This window comes from Methylomonas koyamae (assembly GCF_001644025.1).
In the GTDB taxonomy this organism is placed as follows: domain Bacteria; phylum Pseudomonadota; class Gammaproteobacteria; order Methylococcales; family Methylomonadaceae; genus Methylomonas; species Methylomonas koyamae_A.
In genome coordinates this window covers 1-12047 of sequence record NZ_LUUK01000073.1, presented here as the reverse complement: position 1 = coordinate 12047, position 12047 = coordinate 1, and the positions used below count along the sequence as shown (strand labels likewise).

The 12047-nt window shown below is 54.3% G+C and carries 11 protein-coding genes; 8 read left to right on the top strand and 3 right to left on the bottom strand.

The features are described 5' to 3' along the window. Positions 1-169 precede the first annotated feature (169 nt). Complete coding sequence (locus A1355_RS06630) at positions 170-907, top strand: class I SAM-dependent methyltransferase (RefSeq protein WP_064026258.1); 738 nt, start codon at positions 170-172, stop codon at positions 905-907. 55 nt (positions 908-962) lie between these two features. Further along, on the top strand, positions 963-1478 hold the full coding sequence (locus tag A1355_RS06625; protein WP_064026256.1) for an adenine phosphoribosyltransferase: 516 nt from the start codon (positions 963-965) through the stop codon (positions 1476-1478). A 75-nt stretch (positions 1479-1553) separates the two neighbouring features. On the opposite strand, the gene A1355_RS06620 is transcribed toward A1355_RS06625, so the two are convergent. From A1355_RS06620 to hpnH, 3 genes are all read right to left on the bottom strand, one after another. Beyond that, the gene (locus tag A1355_RS06620; RefSeq protein ID WP_064026254.1) at positions 1554-2549 is read right to left on the bottom strand and encodes a VacJ family lipoprotein; all 996 of its coding nucleotides are present in this window, start codon (positions 2547-2549) and stop codon (positions 1554-1556) included. Positions 2550-2571: 22 nt separating this feature from the next. After that, entirely contained in the window at positions 2572-3177 is a 606-nt protein-coding gene (locus A1355_RS06615; RefSeq protein ID WP_064026260.1) for an ABC transporter substrate-binding protein, read from the bottom strand. Positions 3178-3244: 67 nt separating this feature from the next. Then, on the bottom strand, positions 3245-4345 hold the full coding sequence (hpnH, locus tag A1355_RS06610) for an adenosyl-hopene transferase HpnH (protein WP_064026252.1): 1101 nt from the start codon (positions 4343-4345) through the stop codon (positions 3245-3247). A gap of 438 nt (positions 4346-4783) precedes the next feature. Here hpnH and A1355_RS06605 point away from each other — a divergent pair, with 438 nt between their 5' ends. Genes A1355_RS06605 through A1355_RS06580 form a run of 6 tightly spaced genes read left to right on the top strand, consistent with a single transcriptional unit; the run spans position 4784 to position 11994 of the window. Further along, positions 4784-5875 (top strand): phytoene/squalene synthase family protein, encoded by a 1092-nt coding sequence (locus A1355_RS06605; protein WP_064026250.1) that lies wholly within the window; start codon positions 4784-4786, stop codon positions 5873-5875. 9 nt (positions 5876-5884) lie between these two features. Next, positions 5885-7840 carry a squalene--hopene cyclase gene (gene shc / locus A1355_RS06600; protein WP_064026248.1) on the top strand — a complete coding sequence of 652 codons (1956 nt, stop codon included), beginning with the start codon at positions 5885-5887 and terminating at the stop codon, positions 7838-7840. 1 nt (position 7841) lies between these two features. Next, positions 7842-8543 carry a phosphorylase gene (locus A1355_RS06595; protein ID WP_064026246.1) on the top strand — a complete coding sequence of 234 codons (702 nt, stop codon included), beginning with the start codon at positions 7842-7844 and terminating at the stop codon, positions 8541-8543. Between the two features lie 57 nt (positions 8544-8600). Further along, complete coding sequence (locus A1355_RS06590) at positions 8601-9986, top strand: aspartate aminotransferase family protein (RefSeq protein ID WP_064026243.1); 1386 nt, start codon at positions 8601-8603, stop codon at positions 9984-9986. A gap of 10 nt (positions 9987-9996) precedes the next feature. Then, on the top strand, positions 9997-10356 hold the full coding sequence (locus tag A1355_RS06585) for a copper resistance CopC family protein (RefSeq protein WP_082885400.1): 360 nt from the start codon (positions 9997-9999) through the stop codon (positions 10354-10356). Between the two features lie 6 nt (positions 10357-10362). Then, the gene (locus A1355_RS06580; protein WP_082885399.1) at positions 10363-11994 is read left to right on the top strand and encodes a copper resistance D family protein; all 1632 of its coding nucleotides are present in this window, start codon (positions 10363-10365) and stop codon (positions 11992-11994) included. Positions 11995-12047 lie beyond the last annotated feature (53 nt).

Sequence of the window (12047 nt, the reverse complement as noted above, 5' to 3'; positions counted from 1 at the left end):
CTGGAATTCCTGCAAGCGCAACGGATACTGATGCCGGTCCTGACCCTCGGCTTGCCCGACCGCTTCGTCGAGCAGGGCTCCAGAGAACAACTGCTCGGCTTGTGCGGACTCGACGCCAAGGGCCTGTTGGCCAGCATCGAGGCGTTTTGCGCTTGACCGCCGGACCGAAATGCTGAAACGCTATTTTAAGGCTTTATATCAAAGGACCATGGCGGTCGCCTATGCGAAAGCAGCAGAGGAAATTGCCGAAAGCCTGCAAAGTAACGATGGCTATTGCCTCGACTGCGGCGCGAATAGCGGTTATTGGTTTGAACATCTGTCCGCAGAAATTGGCTTGACCGCCAATCGTTATTACGGCCTGGAGTGGAACCACGAACAGGTCAAAAAGGCTCGTCAAAAACAGATTAATGTCCAACAAGGGGACTTGAATAAGCGCTTACCGTTTGCCAGCGATAGTTTCCAGTGCGTATTCGCCTTATCGGTTTTAGAGCATTTGCTCAACGGTTGTCAATTTATCAAGGAAGCGCAGCGCATTCTAAAACCGGGGGGAAAATTGATTATTTTGACACCGAACATCAGCACTTATTTTACCGCCGCACTGATACTGGCCGGCAGAATGCCCTCCAGCGGACCTCACCCGGATTCCGATGTTTTGTTGAAATCCGAGGAAACTTTCAAGGTGAGCCGCGAAGCACTGAATTTGGACAGCGAGTCCGATACTCCGATCCATCGACACCTCGTGGTTTTCAGTTTCGTGGTATTACGAAAATACTTAAAACTGCTCGGTTTCACCGACGTTAAAGGATACGGTTTCGGTCTTTACCCATTCCCGAACCTGTCGCAACCTCTCGTCGAAAAACTGGATCCTTATCATTGCCATCAAATGGTATTTATCGCCACAAAATAACCCGCACCGCTCGGCCCAGCGGGCGGCGAAGCTTTAAATCCTTGAGGACAAAGTAGTGGACAGACTCAGAAACAAAATTCGCGACATTCCCGATTTCCCAAAACCCGGTATCGTCTTCAAGGACATCACGCCACTGGTCAAGGACCCGGCCACGCTACGGCTGGCTGTACATCAACTGTTACATCCGTTTCTCGGCCGCGACATTACTGCGGTAGCCGGCATGGAAGCCCGCGGCTTCATTTTCGGCTCTCTAGTTGCCTGGGAACTGGGTATTCCGTTCGTCCCGCTACGAAAGCCCGGCAAGTTGCCCTACGACGTACAAAGCGTGTCTTACGATCTGGAATATGGCTCCGCGGAACTTGAGGTACATATCGATGCCGTCGATAGCAAAGATAAAGTGCTGCTGATAGACGACTTGTTGGCAACCGGCGGTACGGCGAAGGCCAGTTGCGAATTGATCGAAAAACTCGGCGCCAGCGTGGTGGCATGCGCTTTCGTCGTCGAATTGGATTTTCTGAACGGGAGAGGGAATTTGCAAGGGTACGAAATTCATTCCTTGCTGCACTATTAATTCTAGTGCTTTCCAACAAAAAAGGCCGGTAAAACCGGCCTTTTTTGTTATTAGCAAACACCTAATCAGCTCAGACTAACGCTTGTGCCTGGTTTTTTTTTTACTAATTCTATCCATTTTAGCCGAGGCCTCCTCAAAGGATTTGAGCATTTTTTCGAAGGCCGGGCTCGCTGCCGTTGTTACGGCGCTGGACTTGCCCGGTACGACTACCGGTTGGTCGACTTTGCTGCTATCGGCCGGCGCCGGCTTTCCGGAACTGTTTTTTTTTTCGACTGCTGAACCCGAAGTCTCTTCAAGCGCCGCGTCGACATCCAAATCGTAACTACTGGTATCGGCCTTACCGTCGTTGATCAGGTTTTTCCGATACTGCAGGAATGATTCGCGGGTGAATACATAAGGATCGAGCGCCGCCTCGTCGATGAAATTCAGCGCGCCTTCGGCATTCGCGCGGTCGTTGATGCCTTCGACGATGCCGCTGCCCGGCACATAAGTACCCGGATTGGCGGCTTTATCGATAATAACCGCCCCACCGTCGCGAACCGTGGTAGGACCCAGCACAGGCAGTACCAAGTAAGCGCCTTGATCGACACCCCACACCGCCAACGTTTGACCAAAGTCCTCGACATTATTTTGCAAACCCAAATCGCTGGCGACATCGAACAAACCCGCGACGCCGAATGTGGTATTCGCCAGAAAACGGCCGGTATCCGACGCACTTTGTTCGAACTTACCTTGCAAAACATCATTCAACACGACGTTGATGCCTTTAAGGTTATTGAAAAAGTTACTGACGCCGGTTTCCATGAAATCCGGCGTGACGTATTTGTAACCGTCCGCGACCGGCTTTAGCAAATACCTGTCCAATCCCATGTTGAAGCCATACATCGAACGGTTGAATCCTTCGTACGGATCGACGGAGTTTGAAGAACCAGACACATCCTTACTCTTGCCGGCGGCTTGGTCGCTACGCGACTCCGTCGTCGCGCATCCGCCACCGGCCAAGGCGCCTGAAACCAACAGCGCCCAAAGCAGGGGAGCCTGACTTTTCGCTTGAAAACTGGGGTTAAACATTACAGAAATTCCTAAAACAGACTTATTGTTTCGCGTAACTATCGATCTTTTCGTTAATTTTAGCGATCAAGGCATCGAAACCTTCCCGACTCAGCACACTTGTGTAGTCGGACCGCTTCAGAGCCAAATCGCTAACGCCGTCGGCTATTATATTGATAATCTGCCAACCATCGTCTTTTTTCTTCATCATGTAATCGAACTTGACGTCTTTTTCACCTGGAATCAACAGATTAGTGTGAATAACCACGCCACCCCGACCGGTTTCCTCTTCCGACACGAAGTTAAACGATTCCCCGGAATAATCCTTGAAATTATGCGCGTAAGCCGACACGCTTAATTTACTGAATACTTCTTCCAGCTTGGATTGCTGCTCGGGCGCCAACTCCTCCCACTGCTTACCGACGACAATACGAGCAATTTTCGGCAAGTCGTGGCTTTTCTTGACGGCAACATCCAATTTTTCGTATCGCCCCTGAAAACCAAGCGCTTTACCTTGCTTCATCACGTCCAACAGCTCGTTCTGAAAGCCCTCGACGACCTGCCGTGCCGTCATTTCGCCGGCAATGCCCGCCGAAGAAACGCATAATAGCGCCAGAAAACCAATACCCAATAAGATCTTTCTCAACATCATTGCCTTGCCATCCAAACTGTTCGGTTTACAGCGCCAATTCAAGTTACGCTCTCGGTGATTTACATTAAGACTCGATTTTCACCGGAATTTCCGAAATCGAGGTTTTGCGACCGCCGGTATAGTTAGGCTGCGTCTCGGCAACCATATCTCCGGAGGTTTTCGGCCCGCGTAACGACACCCAAAGTCCTTTCAACGGATTCGCCAACATATCTTCGACCGCTGTCGCCTCGTAACCGCAATGAGCCATGCAATTCGCGCATTTGGGATTTTTCACGGTGCCGTACTTATCCCAGGGCGTATCGTCCAGCAGTTCTTTAAAGGACGCGGCGTTGCCTTCGTCAGCCAGCAAATAGCAAGGCTTCTGCCAACCAAACACGTTGCGGGTCGGGTTACCCCACGGCGTACAATCGTAACTTTGATTGCCGGCCAGATAATCCAAATAGAGCGCCGAGTGGTTAAGCTTCCATTTGCGTTTTTTGCCCAGTTTGAAGATACCCCGGAACAGGTTCTTGGTGTCCACGCCTCGGATAAACACATCCTGCCGCGGCGCCCGCTCGTAACTGAAACCCGGCGCGATCGTCACGCCTTCGACGCCCAGGTCCATCGCGTAATCCAGGAACTCGGCTACTTCTTCAGGGGTTTCGCCCTGGAACAACGTACAGTTGATCGTGACTCGGAAGCCCTTGCCCAAGGCCAGCTTGATGGCCTCGATGGCAATGTCGAACACGCCGTCCTGACAAACGGAGGCATCGTGGCGATGCTTCAAACCATCCAGGTGTACCGAAAAAGTCAAATACGGGGAAGGCTTGTAATCGTTGATGCGCTTGCGCAACAACAACGCATTGGTGCAAAGATAGACGAATTTCTTTCTAGCGACGATACCTTCGACGATTTGCGGCATTTCCTTGTGTATTAAAGGCTCTCCGCCCGGAATCGAGACCATCGGTGCACCACACTCGTCCACGGCATCCAGACACTCTTGCACCGACAAGCGCTTATCGAGAATATCGTCCGGGTAATCGATTTTACCGCAGCCGGCGCAAGCCAAGTTGCATCTAAACAACGGCTCCAGCATCAACACCAACGGGTATTTTTTCACACCCTTGAGTTTTTGCTTAACCAGATAACTACCTACAGCCCATTGCTGACGTAAAGGAACACTCACAGCGTTTTCTCCAAAATCTATCAAGACACTGACATCGATTTGTTGTTAAAAAAAAACAACAGCCCAAGCCAACCTTCCGTATGCCGCCGAGGCCCCATAAAACCTGAGAAATACTAGTGAAATACAGTGCGGCGATACAAGCAGATGTCGCTAGAATACTACTTTTTCTGGATTCGCTCCAGTAAGAATGAAGAAAAAGCAACAACAACAGCAAATTGCTTGCGGTAAATCTATTCAATTGAACAGCCGCGCCATAGGAAAACCGATCCAACACAACAAATCAGCACATTTATAAATCATATACTTACTTAAATAATCTCAACTAACTCACGACCCACCTTAAGCAAAGCGTCGAAAAATTTGCCCTAAAACAACACCGCTTTGCAAATCACCAACAAACCGACTATCATTGACACATCTTCAATAGACCGTAAAACCATGAAAGGACCTCGATCGCCAATCACCGACATAGCCGAACTCAACCGGCTCCCGGACAGCGGGTTTCAAGCCGTATTGCTTGAAGGCGTGTCGCGCACTTTCGCCCTGACCATTCCGCAATTGCCCGGCGCGCTCTACACGGCCGTGGCCAATGCCTACTTACTGTGCCGCATTGTCGATACCATCGAAGACGAAGTGTCTCTGGATGCAGAGCAAAAAAAGTACTTCTGCCGCGGCTTTATCGAAGTCGTCAAGACCGGCGCCCACGCTGACTCGTTTGCCGCCGAATTGGCGCCACTGCTTTCCGAACAAACCATTCCGGCCGAACACAGCTTGATCCGGGTGATTCCAAGGGTCATCGCGATCACCCACAGCCTTGACGCGGCGCAAATTCAAGCGCTAGCCGAATGCGTGCAAACGATGGCCAACGGCATGCCGATTTACCAGGCGCTGGATCTACACGCCGGCCTGAAAACAATGAAGGACATGGATGACTATTGCTATTACGTCGCCGGCTGCGTCGGCGAGATGTTGGCAAAACTGTTCTGTCACTATTCTCCGGAAATCGCCGCCCATCGCGACGAGCTATTGAAGCTGTCGGTTTCCTTCGGTCAAGGCCTGCAAATGACCAATATTCTCAAGGACATTTGGGACGACGCCAAACGCGGCGTCTGTTGGCTGCCGCAAGACATTTTCGACGAGACCGGTTTCAAACTGACCGAACTGACGCCGACCACCAACGACCAACGCTTTCGGAAAGGCCTGGAACATTTGATCGACATTGCCCACGGCCATCTGCAAAACGCACTGACTTACACCCAACTTCTGCCCAGCCACGAAACCGGCATTCGCAATTTTTGCCTGTGGGCACTGGGCATGGCGGTACTGACCTTGAAAAAAATCAAGCAACACCTTGATTTCAATGATTCGAGTCAGGTCAAGATCAGCCGCAACAGCGTCAAGGCCACGATAGTCGCCAGTAAATTAGCGGCTCGCAGCAACTGGCTTTTGTCGCTTTTATTCAATCTGTCCAGCCGGGGCCTGAAGACGCCTGACTGGCAGTATTTACCCGTATCTCACTCCGGACAATAAGGAATCGCCATGTTTACTGAAGCCCCCGTAGAGAGCAACCACGACTTTTCACCCAGCAGCTCGGCGACATCCAACGCGTCAAGCGCGCTGAATATCGCCATCGAGCGCGCCCAAACCCGATTGCTCAGCCTGCAAAATCCCAAGGGTTATTGGGTGTTCGAACTCGAAGCCGACTGCACCATCCCGTCCGAATACATCATGATGATGCATTACCTGGACGACATTAACGAAGAATTGCAAGCCAAGATCGCCGTTTACCTGCGCGGGCGGCAAAATCCCGACGGCAGTTATCCGTTGTTCACGGGCGGTCCCGGCGACATCAGCTGCAGCGTCAAGGTGTACTACGCACTGAAGATGGCCGGCGATGCCATCGACGCGCCGCACATGGTCAAACTACGGACCTGGATTCTGGCCCAAGGCGGCGCGGCGCGCGCCAACGTGTTTACCCGGATCGCGCTGGCCATATTCGAACAATTGCCCTGGCGCGGCGTACCCTACATCCCGGTCGAAATCATGCTGCTGCCTAAGTGGTTTCCTTTCCATTTGGACAAGGTTTCTTATTGGTCGCGGACCGTGATGGTGCCGCTGTTCATCCTGTGCACGCTGAAAGCCAAGGCCAAGAATCCGCGTAATATCGACATCCTGGAACTGTTCGTCGTCCACCCCGACGAAGAGAAGCACTACTTCCCGGAACGCACGTTGTTGAACAAGTGTTTTCTGGCCCTGGATAAATTGGGCAGAGTCACCGAACCCTTGATCCCAAGCCGCATGCGCCAACGCGCGATAGACCAAGCCGTGACTTGGTTCACCGATCGCTTGAACGGCGAGGACGGCCTGGGCGGCATCTTCCCGGCCATGGTCAACGCCTACGAGGCGATGTTGTTGCTCGGCATGCCGCACGACCACCCGAATGTGACTATCTGCCGGCAAGCCATCGATAAACTATTAGTCGTCAACGAAAAAGACGCCTATTGCCAACCCTGTTTGTCGCCGGTTTGGGACACCGCATTGGCCAGCATGGCATTGATCGAAGCCGACAAACGCGGTAACGCCGCGGCCCTGTCCCATGCCTACGACTGGTTGAAAAGCGTGCAATTGTCGGACGAACCCGGCGATTGGCGGGTCCGGAAACCCGACTTAGCCGGCGGCGGTTGGGCCTTCCAGTTCGCCAACCCGCATTACCCCGATGTGGACGATACCGCGATCGTCGGTTTCGCGATGGCCGAATCCGGCCTGGACAACCTGGACGAATCCATCCACCGCGCCACGCGCTGGATCGTCGGCATGCAATCGGAAAACGGCGGCTACGGTGCTTTCGACGTCGACAATACCTATTACTACCTGAACGAAATTCCGTTTGCCGATCACGGCGCCTTGCTCGATCCGCCGACCGTCGACGTCAGCGCCCGTTGCGCCATGTTGATGGCGCGCGTCGCCAAGGACCACGACGAATACCGTCCGGCCTTGCAACGCACGATCGAATACATCCGTGGCGAACAGGAAGCCGACGGCTCCTGGTTCGGACGCTGGGGTACCAACTTCATCTACGGCACTTGGTCGACCCTGTTGGGTCTGGAACAAACCGATGTTCCGAAAACCGACCCGATGTTCGTCAAGGCGGCCACCTGGCTAAAGAGCGTGCAACGCGAGGACGGCGGTTGGGGCGAGGATAACTTGAGTTATCACGACGACATTCAGTATCGCGGCAGCTACCACTTCAGCACCGCGTTCCAAACCGCTTGGGCGATATTGGGCCTGATCGCGGCCGGCGAAGCGCGTAGCGCGGAAGTCAAGGCCGGCATCGACTTCCTGATGCGGACCCAACAAGCCGACGGCGTCTGGAACGACCCCTGCTTTACCGCGCCCGGCTTTCCCAAGGTGTTTTATTTGAAATATCACGGCTACGACAAGTTCTTCCCGTTGTGGGCTTTGGCCCGATACCGCAACGAACTGAATAAACAGTAACGTGAGTTGCGGAATCGTCGTTGCCCTGCCAGAAGAACTTGCCACGCTGACTTCCCGGAAATTGGCGCGCGGCGAATGTTGCCGAATAAGCGCCGACATCTTGGTCGCTTATGCCGGCGCCGGTCCCAACAATGCCGCTAGCGCCGCTCGCCTGCTCATCGCCAAGGGCGCCGATCGGCTGATCAGCTGGGGTTGCGCGGCGGCATTGGCGCCGCAGTTGCGGCCCGGCGTTCTGGTAGTCGCGGACCAGATTTTTTTCGACCGTCAAAGTTACGAAACCGACAAACGTTGGTCGCACAAAATGCGCAACCGACTCAGCGAACGCCTGACGGTGGGGAGCGGCAATCTCTCCACCGAAGCGCGTATCGTCGCGCTGAGTAGCGACAAACAACTGATTCACCGCGAAACCGGCGCGGTAGCGTTGGACATGGAAAGCGGCGCGATTGCCAAAGTCGCCAGTCAAGCCAATTTACCATTCCTGGTATTGCGCGCGATCGCCGATCCGGCCGCGATGGACCTGCCGCGCGCGGTGGTCGGCGCCTTGAACGATCAGGGCCGTGTCGAGATGGCTAAATTACTGCGCCACTTGCTGAATCATCCTTGGGAGCTTCCAGGATTGATCAAACTCGGCCGACATTTCGGCGCCGCCCAAAAGACGCTGAAAACCATCGCCAAACACTTAAACGAAATCGTTATTTATTAGAAAAATCCACGCCGACGCCGCCGATTGCGGCGCTGGCGCATCCTTAAGAGGTATTACATGTCCTTCAGCATTGCCGATCTGTTTGCTCAGCACTTCGATGAAAAATTCGATCTGCACGAGCAATACCTTAACAACCAAATGGTGCGAGTCCTGCGCACCATCGGTTACGACCGCAAATACCAGCGAGCGATCGGCCAATACCTGTACGACGACGAAGGCAACGAGTACTTGGATTTGCTGAGCGGTTTCGGCGTATTCGCGATGGGCCGCAATCACCCAACCATCGTCAAGGCCTTGCAAGAAACCTTGACGCTGGAATTACCGAATCTGGTGCAAATGGACGTTTCCTTATTGAGCGGCTTACTGGCGAAGGAAATCATCGCCACCTGTCCGGACAATTTGGAAAAAATGTTTTTCTGCAACTCAGGCACCGAGGCGGTCGAAGCCGCCATCAAATTCGCCCGTTACACCACCAAGCGGCCGCGCATCGTTTATTGCGAACACGGCTATCACGGTCTGACCATGGGTGCCTTGTCGCTGAACGGCGAGGAAATATTCCGCGAGGGCTTCGGCCCCTTGTTGCCGAACTGTTCGGCGGTGCCGTTCAACGATCTGGCCGCGCTGGAACAAGCACTTAGCGGCAAGGACGTCGCCGCCTTCATCGTCGAGCCGATCCAAGGCAAGGGCGTCAACCTGCCGTCCGACGACTACCTGCCGGAAGTCGAACGCCTGTGTAAAAAATACGGCACGCTGTTCGTCGCAGACGAAATCCAGACCGGCATCGGCCGCACCGGCAAGTTCTGGGCGATTGAACATTGGGGCGTCAAGCCCGATATGGTTTTGATGGCTAAAGCACTGTCCGGCGGCTTCGTGCCGGTCGGCGGCGTGGCGATGACCGCCAAAATCATGGACACGGTGTTCAACCGGATGGACCGCGCCGTCGTCCACGGTTCGACCTTCTCGAAAAACAATATGGCAATGGCCGCCGGCCTGGCCAGCCTGCATGTGATCCACGACGAAAAACTGGTGGAAAACAGCGCCAAGATCGGCGAAGACATCATCGCCACCCTGAATGCGATGAGTCCGAAGTACGAATTCCTGAAGGAAGCGCGCGGCAAGGGCTCGATGATCGCGATCGAATTCCAGTCGCCGAAGAGCCTGGGGCTAAAAGCCGCCTGGGCGATGCTGGAAGCGGCCAACAAAGGTCTGTTCTGTCAGATGATTACGATCCCGCTGTTCAAGGAACATCGGGTGCTCAGTCAGGTTGCGGGCCACGGCATGAATGTCGTCAAGCTGTTGCCGCCGCTTAACCTGACGCAAAAAGACCGCGACTGGATCGTCGACGCGATGGAAAAAACCATCGCCGATACCCACAACGTCACCGGCTCGATCTGGACGCTGGGCAAAAACCTAGCCAGTCATGCTCTGAAAAACAAGAAATAAGGAGATTGTTATGCACTCGTTACAACGGATACTTTTGATTTTAACGCTGGCTACCAGCAACATTGCGTTCGGTCACGCCGTCGTTACCCATAACTCGTTGAAATTGAAACCGGTGCCGGTCAATCAAGCCAGCCAGGTCGAATTGTCGTTCAATTCGAAAGTGGAGCTCGATTTGTCGGAAGTGTTTCTGGTCAGCGCCGGCGACGTGATGACGCCGGTCAGCGCCTCGCTCGGCGCCAAACCCGGCCAAGTGCTGCTCGACCTGCCGGCCTTGGCGCCCGGCGAGTATGCGATCAAACTGAAGATTTTCGCCGCGGACGGTCATCTCAGCGAAGACCTGCTGCGCTTTTTCGTTAAAGAACCCAAATAAATCCTTATGGAAGGCATTGCCAATTATTTAGACTCGTTGATCGGTGGCGTCGATCTGACCTTCTACTCCATCGCCATCGGCGGCTTGCTGTGGGGCTTGTTCGTGTTGCGCCCCTGGGACGAAAGCGCCAATTACAATAGCGCGTTACTGGACAGAACCGTCAATCTGATCCACTTCGGCAGCAAAGCCGTGGTCATCACCCAATTGTCGAAAATCGGTCTGAAAATTTGGCTAATGGCCGTTACATTGGGCAAATCGCCGTTCCCGGCGTTTTTTCACACCGTGCAATTCAACGCCGGCGTGGCCCGCGCGCTATTTGCCTTTGCGCTGTATTTATTCATCAAATTCGGCCTGAAACACCACTTACGTTCCAAACGGCACTGGCAAATCGCGATCGCCATTATCGTGCCGCTAGTGATAGCCGCCGCCTGGCTGGTCCACGGAGCCAGTCGCCTGGAAGACCGCGGTTTGCTAATGACCTTGACCGTCAGCCATCAGATCGCAGCGGCGGCCTGGGTCGGCGGCATTTTCCAAATACTGGCTCTGTGGGGCTTGCGCAAGCAAAACGCCATCGCCGAGGAAGTCTGGCCGCTGCTGTTGAAGCGTTTCTCCGGCCTGGGGATAGGCGCGGTCGGCTTGCTGCTGGTGACCGGTACGCCGCTAGCCTGGTATTACATTCGCACCTTCCAGGGTTTTATCGGCGCCGGTTACGGCAACCTGCTAACCGTGAAAATCATGATGATGGGACTGGCATTGGGCTTTGCCTGGATGAACAAATCCGCCGTCCGAGAGTACTTCACCAGCCGCAGCCAGTACGTGCTGACCGCCCGGGTGCCCTACTACATCGAAGCGGAAACCCTGATTCTGTTGACCATTCTGTTCACCGCCGCCAGTCTGGCCTCGCAACCGCCGTCGGTGGATATTCCGCACTTAACCGCAACCTGGGAAGAAGTGTTGAACATGTTTCACCCGCGCATACCGCGTTGGGAATCGCCAACCCACGAAGCCCTGCTCGCCGGCGAGGCCGGCCGAGTCGCTATCGTCGGCCAAATCCCGTCGGAAGCCGCCACCGCCTGGTCGGATTACAACCACAACATCTCCGGTATCTTCCTGACCGCGATGAGTTTTTTCGCGATGCTGTCCTACTCGGAGCGCTTTCACAACTGGGCGCGCTACTGGCCGGTCGGCTTCATGGGACTCGGGATATTCCTGTTCTTCCGTTCCGACGCCGAGAGCTGGCCGTTGGGTCCGATCGGCTTTTGGGATAGCACTTTCAACAACGGCGAGATTTTGCAACACCGGATCGCCACCTTTCTGGTGTTCATGCTGGGCTTGTACGAGACCCGCGCCCGCGTCAAGGCCGACCCCGGTATTCTGCCCTATTTGTTTCCGCTGATGTCGGCCTTCGGCGGCATGATGCTGCTAGCGCACTCGCATGTCGGCTTCGAGGCTAAAACCGCGTTTCTAATCCAGGTCGGCCACACCCTGATGGGCGTGTTCGCGCTAATCCTGGCTTGCGGCCGTTGGCTGGAGCTGAAATTGGACGCGCCGGGCAAAAACGTGGCCGGCTTTATCTCGGTTTTTGCGCTATTCCAAATCGGCGTGATTCTGATGTTCTACCGCGAACCCCTGTACTAATATGAAACAGACTAACGAATTTCCGCTGCTAGCCACCATCGCCAGCCCGACCG

Excerpts from the sequence above, each read along its gene's own strand:
- A1355_RS06630 (WP_064026258.1), top strand. The coding sequence starts at position 170 with ATGCTGAAACGCTATTTTAAGGCTTTATATCAAAGGACCATGGCGGTC.
- A1355_RS06620 (WP_064026254.1), bottom strand. The coding sequence starts at position 2,549 with ATGTTTAACCCCAGTTTTCAAGCGAAAAGTCAGGCTCCCCTGCTTTGG.
- A1355_RS06615 (WP_064026260.1), bottom strand. The coding sequence starts at position 3,177 with ATGTTGAGAAAGATCTTATTGGGTATTGGTTTTCTGGCGCTATTATGC.
- A1355_RS06605 (WP_064026250.1), top strand. The coding sequence starts at position 4,784 with ATGAAAGGACCTCGATCGCCAATCACCGACATAGCCGAACTCAACCGG.
- shc (WP_064026248.1), top strand. The coding sequence starts at position 5,885 with ATGTTTACTGAAGCCCCCGTAGAGAGCAACCACGACTTTTCACCCAGC.
- A1355_RS06590 (WP_064026243.1), top strand. The coding sequence starts at position 8,601 with ATGTCCTTCAGCATTGCCGATCTGTTTGCTCAGCACTTCGATGAAAAA.
- A1355_RS06585 (WP_082885400.1), top strand. The coding sequence starts at position 9,997 with ATGCACTCGTTACAACGGATACTTTTGATTTTAACGCTGGCTACCAGC.
- A1355_RS06580 (WP_082885399.1), top strand. The coding sequence starts at position 10,363 with ATGGAAGGCATTGCCAATTATTTAGACTCGTTGATCGGTGGCGTCGAT.